This window comes from Lysinibacillus sp. A4, assembly GCF_024919535.1.
Taxonomy (GTDB): domain Bacteria; phylum Bacillota; class Bacilli; order Bacillales_A; family Planococcaceae; genus Lysinibacillus; species Lysinibacillus capsici.
Genome location: NZ_JANWTB010000001.1, coordinates 607,420 through 626,872, shown reverse-complemented (window position 1 = coordinate 626,872; position 19,453 = coordinate 607,420). Strand labels below are relative to the sequence as shown.

Below are 19,453 nucleotides of genomic sequence, written 5' to 3'. Positions count from 1 at the left end.
ATGTATGTCCAGTGTCATCCCGTGAAGGCAATACAACAAATGCACAAAATCGATTCCATCATTAAAAGACGACCTTCCTTGTTAGAAAGTCGTCTTTTTCATGTGAATATGATGCATTTGCGGTTGCTTTTGGTTTCCAATTTTTAGTTGAATCAGAATCATCACAAGGACGATGATGATCATGCCAATAATAGCAGTTGTAAAATTGCCTGTGAAATCTCGAACAAGACCGACAAAGAAGGGGCCCAATGCAGCAAATACAAAGCCAACTGATTGTGTCATAGCAGCTAAGAAGCTAGCCTCGTGAATATCTTTGGCCTCATCAATTGGTAATGTTAGTCCTAATGAGAAAAGCCCACCTGCACCAAGGCCAATCAGAATACTGCTCAGCCAAGGATTATAAGAAAACAGTAGCATCAATAAACCAATTAATTCTAATGATGAACTACCTACTAGCCATACGGCTCGATGCTGAAAACGGTTATTTAATATAGGCACTAAAAATGTAGCTGGCATTTGGGCAATTGTTAATAGTGTCAGCATCATTCCAGCGTCGTGTTTGCTATAACCTAAATTTTCTGCGATGGGAGGTAACCAAGCCATGATGGTATAAAACATGAAGGCCATTAACCCAAAAAAGCCTGTTAAAAGCCAAGCCTTTTGATTCATTAACATTTGCTTCACACTGTTGCTCTTACTAGGTAAATCTGTGACTGAAGCAGTAACTGCTTTTTGTTCGATTGGCTTCCACCAAAAGAATAAAGCGAGTAAAGCAAGAATAGCCCAGGAGGCAGAAGAAGCTTGCCATGAATGAAAAAAATTGCTTAATGGAATAGAAAGCCCAGAGCCAAGTGCAGCTCCTACTACAAGTGCTAGCGAGTAAATCCCAACTACACGGGAAGGGTTCGCAAATTTCTCCTTAATATAGCCCGATAACAGTGGTCCTACGATGGCAATGCCAATGCCTGATAACAAGGCTGTTACTAGCATGATCCAGGCAGTATTAGCAAAATATCTGGTAGCTGTTGCTAATCCAATAAGAATAAGAGCGTAAGCGATAGTTCGCTCGATGCTCCAACGATTAGCTAGTTTGATTGCGAAAGGTGCAAATAAGCCCATACATAGCACAGCTAAAGAAGTTAGCAAACTAGCAGTAGCTGCACTCATATGTAAAGTCTGGCGAATAGTTCCTAATAAGGGGGACACCGAAGTAATGACAGGCCGTAAATTAAAAGAAGCTAAAATAATGGCAATAATTGGTACAATTTTGTGTTTTATATTCATTGTCTTTCCTCTCCGTCCTATCAAATAAATAGTAAGCCTAAATTGAAGTCTATCTGAATTAGAATGATTGAACAATACTATTATTACTATTACAATGATAGTTAGAAACTATGATAGGGCGTGATCTATGTGGAAATACGGCATCTGCATTATTTTATGGCAGTCTATGAGGAGCTACATTTTACAAAAGCTGCTGAGAAACTTGGCATCTCTCAGCCAACGTTAAGCCAGCAAATACGTGTGCTGGAGGATGAGCTAGGAATGCCATTGTTCGATCGTATTGGCAAAAAAATTGTTGTGACTGAGGCAGGCTCTCTTTTGTTTAGCTATACAACAGAGGTATTTAATACATTACAAAATGTCAAAGATTCGATTAAAGATTTACAGGGGCTACAAGGGGGACAAATAAGTATTGGCATCATGCCATCTGATCTTGATTATCGGATTACACAGCTTGTTATTGATTTCCATCAAAAATTTCCAAAGGTAAAATTAAAGATACTTGCTTCCATCGATATTATGCGGCAGGTTCTCGAAAATGAAGTGGATATCGGTATTGGGACGAATGTAGAATCAGATGATCGATTGGTCATTATTCCTTTATGTAGAGAGGAATATGTACTGACCGTTTCAAAGGAGCATCCATTGGCACAGCAAACAGTGATCCCAATTGCTGAATTAGAGGGCCTTCCTATGGTGATGTATCCTGGAGGTTTTCTTGGTAGAGAGATAGTAGAAGAGGCTGTAAAAAAGCATGGTTTTCACATTCATTCTATTCTTGAAACAAGCTCTGTCACGTCCATTATGAATCTCGTTCGAGCCAATATTGGTGTAACGGTGCAACCCTATCCTTTGCTCCAACAAATGAATGATCCTAGTTTGTGTAGTATACGAATTTCAAATGGTGCTCCAAGCCGAAGCCTATCCATTATTTTCCGTGTAGATCGCTATGTTAGTCAGGCAACTACTGCTATGATTGAGCAAATTAAACATTACTTTAAAAGTAAATAGGGTTAACAAAAAGGAAGATATAAAAATATGTTCCTTTTTTTGGGGAGTTCACATATACTATTTATAAACCGACAGTCAGTCTAATTTGTAGGGCAAGTCCTAGAAGCTTGTAAAGCCTCAACTTGTGCCTACAATTTTTTAACATATTAAATGACCGACTGTCGGTCTAAAAATAATAAGGGGTGTTTTTTATATGGAAATGCTAGTCAAAGAAAAAGGCTTTTCGAAAGATTTTATCATTATGGTAGCTGGGCAGATTATTTCTATTTTAGGCTCTGCGCTTTTAAGATTTGCTCTTTCACTTTTTGTTTTAGATATAACAGGACGGGCAGATCTTTTTGCTGTGCTTTTCGCTATTTCAAGCCTTCCTGTTTTACTTACACCATTTGGTGGCGCTATAGCAGATCGTTTTAATCGGCGAAATTTAATGGTCCTATTTGATTTTATCAGTAGTGGCATTGTATTGATTTTTTTTATTGTATTACTAACAGACAATCATTCTGTGCTATGGATTGGGTTGGTTATGGTGCTTCTTTCATTCATTAGTGCCATGTACACGCCAGCTGTAATGGCTAGTATTCCGCTATTAGTTAGCGAACAAAAGCTTGAGCAGGCTAATGGGATCGTCAATGGGGTCCAGGCATTAGCAGGAGTGACAGCACCTGTGCTAGGGGGGATACTATATGGAATGCTTGGCCTCAAACTTCTCGTCATAGTAAGTGGCTTATTATTTTTCTTTACGGCTATTATAGAAATGTTTATGACAATCCCATTTGTAAAACGTAGCTATGATGGTCATTTGATGCCGACCTTAATCAAAGACATGAAAGAAGGTTTTACTTATGTGGTGAAGCAAACTTTTATTTTAAAATGTACGCTACTTGCTGCTTTATTGAATTTACTATTGACTCCACTTTTTATCGTTGGTGTGCCTATTATTCTTCGTGTCACGATGAACAGTAGTGATACATGGTATGGAATAGGAATGGGGATTATTGATTTTGCGACGATTTTAGGCGCGTTAACGATGGGGTACTTTGCAAAAAAGCTGCGTATTCACACACTCTATATTTGGGTATTGATGTCAGCCTTTTTGGTAATTCCCATGGCTATGTCTGTGCTCCCTCGCGCCCTTCAAATTGGCTATTATCCCTCGTATAGCTTATTTATTGGTTGTGCTCTTATCATTGCGATGATGATGACGATCATCTCCATTTACGTAATGACCCTTGTGCAAAAAGAAACACCAAATGAACAATTAGGGAAGGTTATGGCAATTATGATGGCAGTATCACAGTGTATGGCACCACTTGGGCAGATGGGGTATGGGTTGCTATTTGAGTTCTTTCAAGCCAACATCTATATACCAGTCTTTATAATCTCTGTATGTGTATTATTATTAGCTTTCGTAACGAAAAGAATATGGCGATTGGAGGTCAAATAAATTGCTAGAACAAAGAAAACCACCTTTTCATTGGTAGTTTTCTTTGTAAAGCGATACTTAGCTAAAATCTTCGGGTTCTTTGACGAGGCCTATGCCTGCTCGTAGGAGTATTGGTAGGAAGGGGTGGAAACAGTAGCGTTGGCATATGTTGTGTATTATCTCCTATATGAATAGTAATGGATTCTTCTTCTTGAGGTGAGACTACCTTTTCTTCCTCAAGTTGTGAGTGTTCTACCTCATTGAATAGTGGTGCTGAAGATTCACTATGATGGGTAGTACTTGTAGGATTTGTAGGATTTGTGGGAGCTGTTGATTCTTGATGTGTTCCAGGATGTTCTACTGCTGCATGAGGCTGCTGAACAGCATGGACGTCTTTCATAACGAGAATGGGTCGCATCATATCATGATCCTCATGCTCAAGGAAATGACAATGCCACATATAATTCCCGACATGATCTTTCCAATGCATAATAATTTTTGTTACCTTTCCAGCGTCAGCCTTCACCGTGTCCTTCCAACCTCGCTCATAGTCTCTTGGTTCTTCAGGCGGCCCTGTAAATTGTACGATGCCTTCATTTTGATAGATTTCTAAATCAAACGGCCTTCGTTCCAGAATTTTAAATTGAATGAGGTGCAGGTGAATAGGATGGATAAAGGGTGTAGCATTAATAAAGCTCCAGATTTCCACACTATCTAAAGAAGGTTTTTCCGTTGCTGGATCATGGTACATACGATCATTTAACAGCAACATAGGTCGACCAAACTCATCGGTAGTCGCCGTCAATGGTAGTTGTCTTTCAATATGTGCATGGTGTGGATGTAAATCCATAGAAACGGCAAGTCTTTCTGGAATCTCACTTGTATCTTCACATTTCAAAGGTAAAGTTACTCGAAACTGCATAATCACGTTTGTGTGTTCATCACTGAAATCGGTATCAGTATTAAGTAAGGTAATCTCCTGTCCAGCACAGCTTGAAAAATCGATAATGACATCCGTGCGTTCAGCTGGCAGCAACTCGACAGATTGGATAAGTTGTGGTGCTGATAAGAAACCGCCATCTGTACCAATTTGAAACATTGGTTGATCATTGGAAAGACTGATGACATAGCCTCGTCGATTAGAGCCATTTAGTAAACGAAATCTATATTTACGTGGCTCAACATCTAAAAAAGGCCATAGTTTTCCGTTAACCACTATCGTATTGCCAACAAAGCCTGGTGTGATAGAGGGATGAACAGGCACGGGAAAGGGTGGTTCGTCAGGATAAAACAATGAGCCATCCTCATTAAACGTTTTATCTTGAATTAAAATCGGATATTCATAGTCTCCACAGGGTAAATTAGAGCGTTCCTCAAGGGCATCCCTCAGTAAATAAAAGCCTGCTAATCCTGCATATACATTTAAACGTGTTAAAGCCATGGCATGGTCATGATACCACATGGTAGTGCCAGGTTGATGATTCGTATATTCATGTATTTCCTTATTAAATTTTGGACCAGTATGCCGATAGTCTCTTGTGTACCATGCTTCAGGATGGCCATCACTCTGCCAATCCACATTGGCACCATGTAAGTGCGTAACTGTTCTTACTTCTTGTGAATCGTTTGCAGCATGAAGTGTAAAATCTACTGGTAAAAAGTGCTGTAAGGGCAGCTGGTTTTTGTATTTCACATAGATAGTTTTATCTTTAGAAGCTTCTATGGTTGGCCCTGGGTAAAGCCCATTGTAGCCCCAAATTAATGAGTTTGGAAAATGCTTATGAAAACGATGCTGGCCCTCCATCATGACCAATTCGTAATAATCATTCTTTTGTTGCCCTCTGCTGTATTTTGGTTTAGCAATCATTGGTTTTGGAAGTTCATCTACAAATTTTGGAATCGTTGCTGGATCAGAAGGGTTAATTTGCATACTCACAACATCACGTCCCTTTTCAATACTAAAAAAGCTAATTAACTCATCATATGGGTAAAAACAACAGGTAACGAGGACAAAAATGGAGAAAAATGTGTAAAGACATAAAAAATTTACCTACATATTATGATGGGATAAGATGATTCACTTTCAAGCAAACAGATGTAAGATTTTAAAACAATCATCACAAAAGATTTTTGCGTTGTAGGTAATAGTTGGTATCATACGAAAAAGGCGGACGAAGTGAATACATATGTCTTATAATTGAGAAAGCACAAAGTAAACTGGATGATATGGGGTATGGAGAAGTGGTGAAACGGTGGAATTAACATTAGAAGAATTAAATAAAACGATAATGGAGATGCGCACAAAGGGGTATTTAACGAAAGCACTAAAGCTTGCTGATCAAGGTCTTTTAGTCGCATTAGAGAGCAATAACTATCCATATGTCATGGATTTGTACTATCAAAAAATATTAGTTCATCATTCTTTAGGTGACACATTAAGCATGGTTAATCTTATTCATGATTATGAGGCCATTTGTCAAAATTATGGTACGACAAAAGATTTAATGCATTATCATTTAGTAATGTCATTAATCTATGATTTAGTTGGCATCCGTGAAAAAACGGTGGAGATGACGAAAAAATCTATCGCCTATGCACAGGAGCTACAAGATCCTGTCATGCTTGTTCGCTGTCATAATAATCTGTGCTATTTAGAGGTAGAGAAGGGCTGTACAAAGGAAGCACTTCAAGCAGGGCTATTAGCTAGGGAATATAATAAATCTCTTGCTAGAACAATGCCTGATCTAGCAAAATTACATGATATTCGTATTAATAATAATTTAGCAGATGTATATATTTTAGAAGGGGATTTTAAAGAGGGGAAGGCATTGCTGGACAGTACGTTATCCTCTACTATTATTCATCATCATAAACGAGAAAAAGTAGCGGCATTGTTTGGCTACGGTTTTTTATTTGAAAAACAGCAAAAGCTTGAAGAAGCTGTATTTTATTATAAACAAGCCATCGATCTTGCCCGATCTTATGGAGATAAGCCAATTACAAAAAAAGTGATGCGCTTACTGTTAAATGTATTGTATCAATTGGATTGGCGAGATGAAATTTTTGATGTACAGCGTGAATATATTGATCTCTCGGAAAAAATGAGTGTTGCAAATTTATTACAACAAGTAATGAACTTGGAATTTAAGCGTCAAAAGGAAAAGCTTGAGAAAAAAGCACATTATGATCCATTAACAGGCGTTTTAAATCGACATTTTTTAGACTATGAGCTACAGGAATGGCTCAATGCAGCCGAAATAACGCAATCCTATGTATGTATTACGGTTTTGGATGTCGATTATTTTAAACTATTTAACGACACGCATGGTCATTTATTTGGAGATATGATTTTACAGCTTTTAGCTAACAGCTTGAAGGATTTTTTACAGGATGAAGATGTAGAAATTATTCGTTATGGCGGAGATGAATTCATCCTTTGTTTTAGGCATTCTCAGAAGGACTATATCAAAACATTGGTCCATAACACACATGCCTATTTGCTCTCACTAAAGCTCAAACAGGAACAGCAAAGTTATCCCTTAAGGGTCAGTATGGGTGCTTGTGTGAATAATCAGAAAAACTATCAATACAAGGAGCTATTTGAGCAAGCAGATAGCTGTTTATACCAAGCAAAGGCGAATGGCCGTGCGAGCTGTGTGCTATACGAATTATCATAATGACAGGTTCCTATTTACATAGTTAAATAGGAATTTTTCTTGTGATAGGACCATGTTTTTTATGCCCAAAACGAGGCTTCTATGAGGTGAAATGAAATTTACTGTAGTCATCATTTGAAAACGTTGTTCTAGCAACGTACAATATATGAAATTAAGAAACACGACAGCACAAAATTGTTGTATAATGTTGTGGTATGAGGAAAGAAAGCAGGTTGACAAAATGGAAAGCAAAATGAATGGTTACACAGTTGTAGACACACACATGCATCAGCTATGTGTTATGCCAAAACAGCTCGATGTGAAACATAAGGTGAATAGATGAAAAACTGGTTAATTTTCATTTCTGTCTTTATTGTTTCGTTGTCACTTGTCATTAGTATTTTAGTACTCTGGAAAGCCGAGGCTCCGTTCCGTTCAATTGAAGAGCAGGCTGAACAGTTGGCACTCGATGCCAAAGCCCTCGCAATTGTATCGGAGTCCTACACATATAATGGCAAACATTCGTATGTTACTGTGTTCGGGGTAGACGAATACGGTGATAAAAAAGCTGTCTTTGTTCCGACGAATCTAGACAAGGATTCCATTCAGGAAGTGATATTAGAAGATGGTATTACGGAAAAGCAAGCATTATCGGTTTTTAAAAATGAAGGAAATGTACAAAAAGTCCTCCACATGAAATTAGGCTATGAGGAGCCTGGCGCAGTTTGGGAAATTACATATCTGAACGACCACGACCAGCTCAACTATGTCTATATTCTGTTTAAGGATGGCGACTGGTGGAAGCGCATTACGAATTTATAAGAGGAGTAGATCCCGAATGAAAAATTTATTAGCAACACGTGTAAAAACTTTAACACCATCTTCAACATTAGCGATTACTGCAAAAGCAAAAGCATTGAAAGAGCAAGGTATTGATGTGATTGGTCTTGGAGCTGGTGAACCAGACTTTAATACACCTCAAAATATTTTAAATGCTGCCATTGACTCAATGGAAAAAGGGTATACAAAATATACACCCGCTGGCGGACTTCCAGTTCTGAAAAAAGCCATTATTGATAAGCTTCAACGTGATAATAACCTTACCTATCAGCCAAATGAAATCATTGTTGGTGTAGGGGCAAAGCATATTTTATACACGCTATTCCAAGTGATTTTAAATGAAGGCGACGAGGTTATTATTCCAATCCCTTATTGGGTGTCTTATCCAGAACAAGTGAAATTAGCTGGCGGCGTACCAGTTTATGTTGAAGGTACACGTGAACAAAGCTATAAAATTACAGCGGATCAACTGAGAGCAGCTGTGACAGACAAGACAAAAGCAGTGATTATTAATTCTCCTAGTAACCCATCAGGCATGATTTATTCTCGTGAAGAGCTTGCAGAACTTGCTGCTGTTGCAGAAGAAAAAGATATTTTAATCGTGTCAGATGAAATTTATGAGAAGCTTGTATACAATGGTATTGAGCATTTTTCAATTGCACAACTTTCTGATGCAGTGAAAGCACGTACAATCGTTGTTAATGGTGTGGCAAAATCTCACTCTATGACAGGCTGGCGTATTGGATATGCTGCAGGTGACACAGACATTATTAAAGCAATGACTGACCTTGCATCACACTCAACATCTAATGCGACAACAACAGCACAATATGCAACTGTGGAGGCGTATAATGGCTCTCAGGATGCGGTAGAGGAAATGCGTCAGGCATTTGAATCTCGTCTTGAAAAAATTTACCCACAGTTAAGTGCTATTCCTGGCTTCCATGTATTAAAGCCACAGGGTGCATTCTACCTATTACCAGACGTAGCAGAAGCTATGGCTCACACTGGCTATGATTCAGTAGATGCATTTGCTGCGGATATTTTAACAGAAGCAAACGTAGCAGTGATTCCAGGCTCTGGCTTCGGTACACCAACTACTATGCGATTATCTTATGCTACATCTTTAGACTTATTAGAAGAGGCAGTCCGTCGTATTGATACATTCGTAAAATCAAAATGGCAAGACTAATCCTTCTAGTCAACTTTGGAGGATTTCTATGAAAAAAATTATGATTAAAGATATGCCACAGCATATCGGTGAAACAGTCAAAATTGGCGCTTGGTTAGCCAATAAACGTTCAAGCGGAAAAATCGCGTTCTTACAGCTACGTGATGGCTCTGGCTTTGTACAGGGCGTTGTAGTGAAAGAAGAAGTAGGCGAAGAAATTTTTGCTACGGCAAAAGGGATGACGCAAGAGACTTCTATGTATGTGATTGGTGAGGTGAAAGCTGACGAACGCTCAAGCTTTGGCTGTGAGCTTGCTATAACTGGTATCGAGGTACTACATGCAGCAACAGATTTCCCAATCACACCAAAAGAACATGGTCCAGAATTTTTAATGGATAACCGTCATTTATGGCTGCGCTCTCGTAAACAACATGCCATTATGAAAATTCGTAATGAAATTATTCGCGCTACATACGAATTTTTCAACAACAACGGTTTTACAAAAATGGACCCACCAATTTTAACAGGTTCTGCGCCTGAAGGTACTTCAGAGCTGTTCCATACAAAATATTTTGATGAAGATGCGTATCTATCTCAATCTGGTCAGCTTTACATGGAAGCTGCTGCGATGGCTTTAGGAAAAGTCTTCTCATTCGGTCCAACTTTCCGTGCTGAAAAATCTAAGACTCGTCGTCATTTAATTGAGTTTTGGATGATTGAGCCTGAAATGGCATTCGTAGAATTTGAAGAAAATTTAGAAGTACAAGAGCAATATGTAGCGCACATCGTACAATCTGTACTTGCAAACTGCAAATTAGATCTTGAGCGACTTGGCCGTGATACATCAACACTTGAAAACATTAAAGCGCCATTCCCTCGAATTTCTTATGATGATGCGATTAAGCTTTTACACGAACAAGGCTTCGACGATATTGAGTGGGGCGATGATTTTGGTGCGCCTCATGAAACAGCGATTGCGAATTCATTTGACAAACCAGTATTTATTACTTGTTACCCAGTAGGCATTAAACCGTTCTATATGCAACCACACCCAGAACGTGATGATGTTGTATTATGTGCTGATTTAATTGCACCAGAGGGTTACGGAGAAATTATTGGTGGTTCAGAGCGAATCCATGACTACGATTTATTAAAATCACGTCTGGAAGAGCATAACCTATCATTAGATGCCTATGCTTGGTATTTAGAGCTTCGCAAACATGGCTCTGTCCCACATTCAGGTTTTGGTCTAGGGTTAGAGCGAACTGTAGCATGGATTTCAGGCACAGAACATATCCGTGAAACAATTCCATTCCCACGTTTACTAAACCGCTTATATCCATAAGCTAATCAATTTAAAAGTCGCGTAGTGAACTATCTACGCGGCTTTTCTACTTACTTAAAGAAGGAGTCTGGAGAATAATGAACGTAAATAATCATCGACTCCGTACATGGACTGAGCAGAGAATGATTCCCATTCCACAGCTTTTTTTTCAGTTTTATAAGGAGTTAAACATGGAGGATGAAGAAGCACTGATTGTCATGCACTTATTGGCCTTTCATATGGAGGAGAATGACTTCCCAACACCTAATGATCTAAAAAATCGTCTCACAATGTCTGATAATGACATCACATCCCGTTTACAGCGATTAATGCAGAAGGGTTTTCTTGAAATAACACGAGATGTCGACGCGGGTGGCAAGCTATATGAAAAGTATTCCGTATACCCGCTATGGGAGCGCATTTTACAGATGATTGATATGAAAGAGCAGCAACAAACGGCAGTGACACTTCAGCAAGAAGAAGGGGAGATATTCCGTCTTTTTGAAGAGGAAATGGGGCGTCTTTTATCTCCTTTAGAACTTGAAAAAATTGGATGCTGGCTTGATGAGGACAAGCATAGTCCCGCACTCATCAAAGAGGCGCTAAAGGAGGCTGTCTTTGCTGGGAAATTGAGTATTCGCTATATTGATCGCATTTTATTAGAATGGAAAAAGAAAAATATTACGACACCACAAGCCGCACAAAAGCAAAGTGAACAGTTCCGTGAGAAACAGACATTTAACAGAGCACCAGCTCGAACAATTCAACAAGAAACGCAGTCAACGGGTAGAGTTCCTTTTTATAATTGGTTGGAAGAAAGAGAATAGGGGGCATCCAGTTTGTTAACGAAAAAACAGTGGGAGCATTGTCTAGAAGAAATGGATCGAATGTTTCCCGACGCACATTGTGAGCTCGTCCATGATAATGCTTTTGAGCTAACGATTGCCACATTATTATCTGCACAATGTACAGATGTACTAGTCAATAAAGTAACGAAAACCTTATTTCAAAAATATAAAACACCAGAAGATTATTTAGCTGTTTCTATAGAGGAATTGCAACAGGATATTCGCTCTATTGGCCTTTATCGCAATAAGGCGAAGAATATTCAGGCTCTATGTCAACGTTTACTAGATGAGTACGGTGGCGAAATCCCTGCAACACGTGAAGCATTGGTGACATTACCAGGTGTAGGACGAAAAACGGCCAATGTTGTGCTTTCAGTAGCCTTCGATATTCCAGCACTTGCAGTGGATACCCATGTGGAGCGAGTATCCAAACGCCTAGGGCTCTGTCGATGGAAAGATTCGGTGCTTGAAGTGGAAGAAACGATTATGAAGAAAACGCCAATGGACAAATGGTCAAAAACGCATCACCAATTAATTTTCTTTGGGCGTTATCATTGTAAGGCCCAAAATCCTGGATGTGGTACTTGCCCTTTACTCGACGATTGTCGTGAAGGGCAAAAGCGTTTAAAGAAAGGCATGGTGAAGGAAGCATGAATAGCGAAGCCATTGCAAAAGAAAAAGTAGATGCATGGTTTGCCCAATGGACTTCACTACAAGCCGCTATCCATACAGCACATGATGCAAGAAATGGACTGGCAAAAGGGCTAATGGAAGATGCCATCGAGCTATTTGAACAACTTGTGCAAGCTGCAGGAGATGAAGTGCTACCGATTAATGGGATTGAGCGATTAGCCTTTATTAAAGCTAAGCCAGGTCAATATGCATGCTATCGTCAACTAGATGAGCTATTTAAAGAAACGAAAAAGCGCACAGCACGACTGCGGATTCAAGCTAGTAAAAGTTAGAGTGGATGGCTAGAGTATAAAAAGTGGATAGGACATGTAAAGTGAAGGATAGACCGCGAAAAGTGGCGGATAGACCTTGTAGAGTGAAGGATAGACCGTCAAAACTGACGGATAGCCTCCTCAGAGCCCTTCATCAATAAAAAAACCGAGAAGCAGTGAATGAACTGCTTCTCGGTTTTTTCTTTATTCTGAGCTTTGGTCTTCTTCATTTGGGTTGGTAGGCTCGGTAGGAGGTGTTGGCTGCTGATTTCCATCATTATTGCCATTGTTTCCACCATTGCCATTGCCATTTCCATGCCCGTTATTACCATTATTATTATTGTTATTACCGTTGTCACCATTGCCATTATTGTTATTACCTTGATCATTATCCTCTTGACCAGGATCAATCGGTAAATCAATATCTGGTTCATCTGGATCTTCCGTTTCCAAATCTTCCTCAGGGGTACTTGTGATCTGGAAGGTAGTTGTCCCAGGCTCACTGCGTGTGCCATCTACAATGGCTACGACAGAGATTGTATAGTTACCATCTTCAAGTGTGTTAGCAACAGTTAGGCCTTTCGTGTCTGCTGTGCCAAGGACAACCGTTTCTCCACCTTCACGTGTGGCAGAAACTTCAAATGAAGTTGGTAATGGTTCATCGGTTTCTGGATTTAGGATGGCATCATGTTCCCAAGAAATATTGATCGACTGTGCTCCTAAATCTAAGTTTGCTGAAACATTATAAGGTGTAGATAGCTCTGGCGCCTCATAGACCTCAGAAACCTCTGTTGGTTCAGTCCCGCGAACGAATAACTCTGTTTGACGTAGTTCGCTAGGTGTATAGTCACTTGCCAATCTTAAAGGTTTAGAGCCTACTTCCACCGTTGCTTCTACAACAGTACTTGGCTTTTTGAAGCTAGCTGTCTCAACATTCGCTGAAATTTCTTGCATAATCGTCTTAAATAAGTTTTGTGGTAATCGACGTTCTTCCCACGTTGTAATTGGATCAAAGTGTTTTTCATAGCCACTCCATATAGCGATGGAATAGTTAGTTGTGTAACCAGCAAACCATGAATCTGGCACACTCGTATTCGGTAAATTATATTTATTAAAGTCTTCTGCTGAATAGTTAGTTGTACCTGTTTTACCTGCGATATCTAAGCCAGGCACATTGGCTGCAGTTCCTGAGGCATCAGGCTTATTGCCGACTACATCACGTAGCATGTCTGTTACCATGTAAGCCGTATAATCATTCATAGCCACTTTAGACTCAGGTGTATAGTTTTTAGACGTTTTACCATCTCGATAGACAATTTTTGTAATCGAATGTGGATCTGTATAGACCCCGTTATTACCGAAAGCAGCATAGGAAGCTGCCATTTGAATAGGAGAGATAGTAATAGCACCACCGCCAATTGCATCGGACTCATAGAGGTTTTCTGTTTCAATTCCTAAACGTCCAACAAATTCCTTGGCTTTTTCTGTGCCAACCTCCTGTAATGCTTTGACAGCTGGAACGTTCCGTGAAGCATATAATGCTTTACGTGCAGTCATGGCACCCATATATCTGCCATCCCAGTTTGTGATTGTTTGCTTTGTACCTGTATAGTTCATTGGTTCGTCGACAAGTGTTTGACCTGTAGACCATTTTAAATATTCAATTGCTGGCCCATAGTCAACTAACGGTTTCATTGTGGAACCTGGTTGATTATTTGTTAAGTCCTCGGCATAATTCCAGCCACGTTCTGCACCATATTTACGACCGCCACCAACGGCTTGAATGGCACCTGTTTTTGTATCAACGACCGCCACACCTGACTGAATATCTTCAGTTGGGAAATTACTATCATCATTCATCACATTTTCTACAACTTGTTGAGCATTTGGATCAAGCGTCGTATAGACTTTGATTCCTTCTGCCATTGCCGAACCGTCACCATTATTTTCTAATTCATTAATAACAATATCCAGGAAGGCATCATATTTGGAACCTGCAAATGATTGGCGTGTTGCATCATCCGCTAAACCTGATTGAACTTCTGCTTTTTTGGCTTCTTCCATTTCGGCTTTAGAAATTTTTCCGTGTTGATACATTAATCCTAAAACGGTATTACGTCGTTTTTTTGCAAGCTCAGGGTTTTTTAATGGATTATATGCATTTGGTCGTTGCACTAGCCCTGCTAATAGTGCTTCTTCATCTAAAGTTAAATCTTTTAATTCTTTACCATAGAAGTATTGTGAGGCTGTGCCGAAGCCATAGATACGACCTGACATAAGCATTTTGTTGAAGTACATTTCAAAAATTTCTTCTTTCGTATACTTACGCTCTAATTGGAAGGCAAGCCATGCTTCCTGTGCTTTACGCTTTAATTTCTTCTCGTTTTGTAAAAATGAGTTTTTGACTACTTGCTGTGTTAAAGTCGATGCACCTTGCGCACCAAAGCCATCACGGAAGTTTGCTAGGATTGCACCACCTAGGCGATAAAAATCCATACCATGATGCTCAAAAAAGCGTACATCTTCTGTAGCCAGAATAGCATTGATCATATCTTCAGGTATATCTTCATATTTTATATATTTACGGTTTTCAGCACCGATTGTTGCAAATAATTCACCGTTTTTATCGTAGAACTCTGAAGAAACAGGATCTTTCAGTAATTCTTCATCGAGCTCTGGAGCCGTGCTTGCATAGAAGGCAAATAATGCAGCTCCTCCAATTAAGCCAGCTACACCGATGGCTAAGATTGTTAAGAAAATGCGTTTAAACCATGACTTAGCGGATGAGGCTGGTTTGGTTTTTTTATTTTTATTTTTTTCAGCGAGAGCTTTTTGATGCTCTCCACGTGTTCGACGACGTTCAGTCATTCTTATTTCTCCTCACTTTCAGACCCGTAGCATTTTGCATCAATCAATTGTTGGATGATGGGTAAATAATCGATACGCGGATAATAGCTCGTAGGAATTTCATATGCCTCTTCTTCGATGATCGAAAAGGGTATCGATTTACGATTGCCATTTTCCATTGCTTGCCAGGCCTTTTGTAAAACTTTGTATGGCACAATAAAATATCGTTCAAAAGCCGAAAAACGAACGATAATAAAAGCCACACCATTTTGTTCCGTCACTTGCTGCATATGTGTCATTTGATGCTCATGAATATTTTTTAAGGGGAAACTTGTTTTGGAAGCCGTTTCCTTTGCATCAAAATCGATATAATGCCCTTTCCAAACACCATTGTAGTCGGTTGTAGAGGGTGTTCGAAAATAAGCTTCACGAATGACAGCAGCACTTCGTGAAGGGTACTCTACTTTGACGATTTGCACAGGAACAGGTTTCTTGTGAATGATAGCAAGTCGCCTTTTTATATAATAGTCGTTTGCTTCATTAATTTCATCTTCTAGCGTCTTCCCCCGATTACTAAAAGATAAATCTTTGTTTTTGCTCTTTTTTTCTGTTTTCTGTACAGAAGCATTTGGGGTATACAATTTCCCGTTTGGATAACGAATTGTCATTAAGCTCACCCTTTACCTTACTGCTTTTCTATCCCTAGTTTACCATGTTTTAATAGCTGTTCTCTACCTCCATCATTCATGAAATTGTTACTAGAATAGTAGAAAACAAATGGTAAGTATGAATAATTTGCGTCGAAAAATCGCCAGCTTTATTATTACTAGAATCGTCAAAATAACTGATAAATTTAAATAGGTCATTGGGATGAAAATATACTCACACAGTGACCTTTCATTCATGACGATTTTTTTTGTCAGAGGTTCACTATTAAAAATTTATCGAAAATCTTCTTCTTTCAGCTAACTTACGCTTATTTTGTCACGCATGAAGGTAATTCTATACATACGAGGAATACTAAAGTAAAGCAAAGGAGGCGTTATTTTGAACAAGTTAGAACAATTAGTTGCGCAGTTAGATCTGGTCAATCAATTACTTTTCACGAGAGTGTCACTGGAAAACAATGCTCATAGTTTGCATTTTTTTATGCAACTTAAAGCGGTTAGCCAGAAAGTAAGCTTAGCAGAAAAGAACTGGCAAGTAAAGAATGCTTGTTCGCCTATTAGTAGTGAAAAATCATAGACTTTGGTACACTTATCTCATAAGCAATTGAACTAACGCAATAGCATGAAGATTGATACATTATTTTCCACAAAGGTGTGGTAAATAGCTGTCATAAACAGTGATATTTCCATAGCTGACGTACTGGACAAGACATACTTTCCATGTATATGCCGTCACTCCGAAATATATTTGCTATGTGTAATTGTTGAGAGATGAGGTGCAAAATTGTTAGTTATCCAGCAAACATCCAAATTAATAGATGAATGTGATCAGTGCGTTTCACGTTTTTGGCAAATGCGTGAGGAAGATCGAACACCTGATTTTTTTCAAGAGGTAAAGCCACATGCAGATGAAATCCATCAACTTTTGAAGGAATGGCAGCAAGAAGCCAATAAATGGATTCAAAAAAATCGACCGAAATACATGCATACGCAACAAATTGCTTCAGTCGTTGAATCGATGGAGCAATTTGTTGTGCAATCTTTTTATAAAGAAACAAGTAAAAAACGCTTTTTAGATGCCATACATTCTACTTCCTATACTTTGAAAATATTTGAACGATTAGTTAAGGAGGGAGAAAAGGATGTTATCGAAGAAACGAACGATTAGTGAGCTTTTACATGAGTGGAGATATGATGAAGAACTTAAAGAGCGTATCCTGCATTGGCAAACATTAGAGGGGCGTCCAGCTAACTATGCACCATTTCCTAGGAATTTACATCCTTCTTTAGTGAAAGCCTTACAGACAAGAGGGATTGAGCAGCTTTATACACATCAGCGAGAGGCATTTGATTTGGCACAGAGTGGTACATCTTTTACAGCGGTTACGCCAACTGCTTCAGGTAAATCCTATTGCTATCATCTGCCAGTGCTACAAAAAATAATGGAGGATAAAAATGCACGTGCCATTTATTTATTTCCAACAAAGGCACTGGCACAGGACCAGAAAAATGATTTGAATGAGCTCATTGAGCAAAGCGGTGAGGAGATTTTAAGCTATACCTATGATGGAGATACGGCTCCAGGCATTCGCCAAAAGGTTCGTAAGGCAGGGCATATCGTGATGACGAATCCTGATATGCTTCATTCGGGGATTTTGCCGCATCATACAAAATGGGTTTCACTTTTTGAGAATCTACAATATATTGTGATTGATGAATTGCATACATACAAAGGTGTGTTTGGTTCCCATGTGGCGCATGTTATTCGGAGATTAAAAAGAATTTGTGAATTTTATGGGAGTAAACCAGCGTTTATTTGTACATCGGCTACCATAAAAAATCCTAAAGAGCTTGCTGAGCTACTAACGAATGAATCACACATGCTCATTGCTGATTCGGGTGCTCCAGTTGGTAAGAAAACCTTTCTTTTTTACAATCCGCCGATTATTCATAAAACATTTGGCGTGCGTAGAAGTGCTGTATTAGAGGTAAGTGATTTAGCTAAGAGGTTGTACACGGCTGGCATTCAAACCATTATTTTTGCCAAAAGTAGGGTACGAGTAGAAATGATTGTAACCTATTTAAAGGAACTTACACGTAATAAGCTGCTCGATGAATCTGTACGTGGCTATCGAGGTGGGTATCTGTCATCTGAACGACGTGTCATCGAAAAAGGCTTACGTGATGGGACAATCCAAACAGTAGTTAGCACCAATGCATTAGAATTAGGTGTCGATATTGGTCAATTACAAGCATGTATTATGACAGGTTACCCAGGAAATATTGCGAGTGCTTGGCAGCAAGCAGGACGTGCAGGGAGACGTCAGGATGAGGCATTGATTATTTATGTTGCGCAATCTTCCGCATTGGACCAGTATGTAGTCAATCATCCACTATTTTTACTAGGCAGTACCCCAGAGGAAGCACGTATTTATCCAGAAAATATGCTGATTTTAATGGATCATTTGAAATGTGCTGCCTTCGAGCTACCTTTTTCAACAGGCGATACGTATGGAGAATATGACATACAAGAATTGCTGGAGTATTTAGCAGAAGAAGGGGTAGTTTTTAAGACGAGTGATAAATGGCATTGGATGAGTGATCGTTTCCCGGCGCATGATATTAGCTTACGTTCAGCGTCACAAGAAAATGTAGTCATTATTGATCTTACCATTCCTGCACAGACAAAGGTGATTGGTGAAATGGATCGTCATAGTGCCATGACACTCTTGCATGAAGAAGCCATTTACTTGCACCAAGGCATTCAGTTCCAAGTAGAGAAGCTTGACTGGGAGGAAAAGAAAGCCTATGTGCGTGAAGTAGATGTAGATTACTATACAGATGCCAATCTAGCAGTTGAAATGAAAGTTTTAGAGGAAGATCGTAACCGTTCATACGCAGGTGGTACAATCTGCTTTGGCGATGTTGGCTTAGTTGCACAAGCGACGATTTTCAAGAAAATACGCTTTGGCACACATGACAATATTGGCTCAGGACCTATACATTTACCACCTGATGAAATGCATACAAGTGCTTCGTGGCTATCGTTTACAGCACCAGATAAATGGACAGAGGAAGAGCTAACAGATGCTATGACTGGGGTAGCCTACGCGATGAATGCCTTCATTCCTTTGTTTATTCAATGTGATAGTAGTGATGTGGCCGTTGTACCACAGGTGAAGGCCACACATAATGAGCGGCCAACGTTTTTTGTCTATGATAAGTATCCAGGTGGCATCGGCTTAAGTGAAAAGGTATATGAACTATGGGAAGAGCTAATCATGAAAACATATGAGCATGTTACAAATTGTGCATGCGAATCGGGCTGTCCTTCCTGTATTGGGGCACAAGAATCATTGCTTCAAACAAAAGGAAAGGTAGCTAAATTACTGCAACAATTAATGGCATAGTAAACTGAGGGTGAGGAACGTCAATTT

The 19,453-nt window shown here is 39.3% G+C and carries 16 protein-coding genes; 12 read left to right on the top strand and 4 right to left on the bottom strand.

Annotation, left to right across the window (positions count from 1 at the left end):
- Nucleotides 1-81: 81 nt before the first annotated feature.
- The gene (locus tag NY607_RS03505) at nt 82-1,284 is read right to left on the bottom strand and encodes an MFS transporter (RefSeq protein ID WP_131519726.1); all 1,203 of its coding nucleotides are present in this window, start codon (nt 1,282-1,284) and stop codon (nt 82-84) included.
- A 129-nt stretch (nt 1,285-1,413) separates the two neighbouring features.
- Between NY607_RS03505 and NY607_RS03500 the strand changes: the two genes are divergently transcribed.
- Nucleotides 1,414-2,295, top strand: a complete 882-nt coding sequence (locus tag NY607_RS03500) for a LysR family transcriptional regulator (RefSeq protein ID WP_131519727.1) — start codon at nt 1,414-1,416, stop codon at nt 2,293-2,295.
- 193 nt (nt 2,296-2,488) lie between these two features.
- Nucleotides 2,489-3,739, top strand: a complete 1,251-nt coding sequence (locus NY607_RS03495) for an MFS transporter (protein ID WP_259419157.1) — start codon at nt 2,489-2,491, stop codon at nt 3,737-3,739.
- 61 nt (nt 3,740-3,800) lie between these two features.
- Here the strand turns inward: NY607_RS03495 and NY607_RS03490 are convergent, their stop codons facing one another.
- On the bottom strand, nt 3,801-5,654 hold the full coding sequence (locus tag NY607_RS03490) for a multicopper oxidase family protein (protein WP_396631591.1): 1,854 nt from the start codon (nt 5,652-5,654) through the stop codon (nt 3,801-3,803).
- A gap of 316 nt (nt 5,655-5,970) precedes the next feature.
- On the opposite strand from NY607_RS03490, the gene NY607_RS03485 reads away from it, so the two are divergent.
- From NY607_RS03485 to NY607_RS03455, 7 genes are all read left to right on the top strand, one after another.
- Entirely contained in the window at nt 5,971-7,395 is a 1,425-nt protein-coding gene (locus NY607_RS03485; RefSeq protein ID WP_259419156.1) for a tetratricopeptide repeat-containing diguanylate cyclase, read from the top strand.
- A 318-nt stretch (nt 7,396-7,713) separates the two neighbouring features.
- Entirely contained in the window at nt 7,714-8,196 is a 483-nt protein-coding gene (locus tag NY607_RS03480; RefSeq protein WP_259419155.1) for a cell wall elongation regulator TseB-like domain-containing protein, read from the top strand.
- Nucleotides 8,197-8,212: 16 nt separating this feature from the next.
- Nucleotides 8,213-9,406 carry a pyridoxal phosphate-dependent aminotransferase gene (locus NY607_RS03475; protein WP_048389971.1) on the top strand — a complete coding sequence of 398 codons (1,194 nt, stop codon included), beginning with the start codon at nt 8,213-8,215 and terminating at the stop codon, nt 9,404-9,406.
- A 28-nt stretch (nt 9,407-9,434) separates the two neighbouring features.
- Nucleotides 9,435-10,730 (top strand): asparagine--tRNA ligase, encoded by a 1,296-nt coding sequence (gene asnS / locus NY607_RS03470; protein WP_237900156.1) that lies wholly within the window; start codon nt 9,435-9,437, stop codon nt 10,728-10,730.
- 77 nt (nt 10,731-10,807) lie between these two features.
- Complete coding sequence (locus NY607_RS03465; RefSeq protein WP_237900158.1) at nt 10,808-11,536, top strand: DnaD domain-containing protein; 729 nt, start codon at nt 10,808-10,810, stop codon at nt 11,534-11,536.
- A gap of 12 nt (nt 11,537-11,548) precedes the next feature.
- Nucleotides 11,549-12,211, top strand: coding sequence for an endonuclease III (nth, locus tag NY607_RS03460; protein WP_048389975.1), 663 nt, complete (start codon nt 11,549-11,551; stop codon nt 12,209-12,211).
- Nucleotides 12,208-12,522, top strand: coding sequence for a YpoC family protein (locus tag NY607_RS03455; RefSeq protein WP_112117716.1), 315 nt, complete (start codon nt 12,208-12,210; stop codon nt 12,520-12,522). Before nth ends, NY607_RS03455 begins: the two co-directional genes overlap by 4 nt.
- Before the next feature lie 183 nt (nt 12,523-12,705).
- Here NY607_RS03455 and NY607_RS03450 read toward each other — a convergent pair whose 3' ends face one another.
- Together NY607_RS03450 and recU are read right to left on the bottom strand one after the other, a co-directional pair.
- Entirely contained in the window at nt 12,706-15,369 is a 2,664-nt protein-coding gene (locus NY607_RS03450; protein ID WP_259419154.1) for a penicillin-binding protein 1A, read from the bottom strand.
- 2 nt (nt 15,370-15,371) lie between these two features.
- The gene (gene recU, locus NY607_RS03445) at nt 15,372-16,016 is read right to left on the bottom strand and encodes a Holliday junction resolvase RecU (protein WP_004225567.1); all 645 of its coding nucleotides are present in this window, start codon (nt 16,014-16,016) and stop codon (nt 15,372-15,374) included.
- 379 nt (nt 16,017-16,395) lie between these two features.
- Between recU and NY607_RS03440 the strand changes: the two genes are divergently transcribed.
- The 3 genes from NY607_RS03440 to NY607_RS03430 all read left to right on the top strand — a co-directional run bounded on the left by NY607_RS03440 (nt 16,396) and on the right by NY607_RS03430 (nt 19,426).
- Complete coding sequence (locus NY607_RS03440; protein WP_004225568.1) at nt 16,396-16,593, top strand: hypothetical protein; 198 nt, start codon at nt 16,396-16,398, stop codon at nt 16,591-16,593.
- Nucleotides 16,594-16,800: 207 nt separating this feature from the next.
- Nucleotides 16,801-17,184 carry a YppE family protein gene (locus NY607_RS03435; protein ID WP_237900165.1) on the top strand — a complete coding sequence of 128 codons (384 nt, stop codon included), beginning with the start codon at nt 16,801-16,803 and terminating at the stop codon, nt 17,182-17,184.
- A complete protein-coding gene (locus NY607_RS03430) occupies nt 17,159-19,426 on the top strand; it encodes a DEAD/DEAH box helicase (protein ID WP_259419153.1) in 2,268 nt (755 codons plus the stop codon). Before NY607_RS03435 ends, NY607_RS03430 begins: the two co-directional genes overlap by 26 nt.
- Nucleotides 19,427-19,453: the final 27 nt, after the last annotated feature.

Excerpts from the sequence above, each read along its gene's own strand:
- NY607_RS03505 (WP_131519726.1), bottom strand. The coding sequence starts at position 1,284 with ATGAATATAAAACACAAAATTGTACCAATTATTGCCATTATTTTAGCT.
- NY607_RS03495 (WP_259419157.1), top strand. The coding sequence starts at position 2,489 with ATGGAAATGCTAGTCAAAGAAAAAGGCTTTTCGAAAGATTTTATCATT.
- NY607_RS03480 (WP_259419155.1), top strand. The coding sequence starts at position 7,714 with ATGAAAAACTGGTTAATTTTCATTTCTGTCTTTATTGTTTCGTTGTCA.
- NY607_RS03475 (WP_048389971.1), top strand. The coding sequence starts at position 8,213 with ATGAAAAATTTATTAGCAACACGTGTAAAAACTTTAACACCATCTTCA.
- asnS (WP_237900156.1), top strand. The coding sequence starts at position 9,435 with ATGAAAAAAATTATGATTAAAGATATGCCACAGCATATCGGTGAAACA.
- NY607_RS03465 (WP_237900158.1), top strand. The coding sequence starts at position 10,808 with ATGAACGTAAATAATCATCGACTCCGTACATGGACTGAGCAGAGAATG.
- NY607_RS03455 (WP_112117716.1), top strand. The coding sequence starts at position 12,208 with ATGAATAGCGAAGCCATTGCAAAAGAAAAAGTAGATGCATGGTTTGCC.
- NY607_RS03450 (WP_259419154.1), bottom strand. The coding sequence starts at position 15,369 with ATGACTGAACGTCGTCGAACACGTGGAGAGCATCAAAAAGCTCTCGCT.
- recU (WP_004225567.1), bottom strand. The coding sequence starts at position 16,016 with ATGACAATTCGTTATCCAAACGGGAAATTGTATACCCCAAATGCTTCT.
- NY607_RS03430 (WP_259419153.1), top strand. The coding sequence starts at position 17,159 with ATGTTATCGAAGAAACGAACGATTAGTGAGCTTTTACATGAGTGGAGA.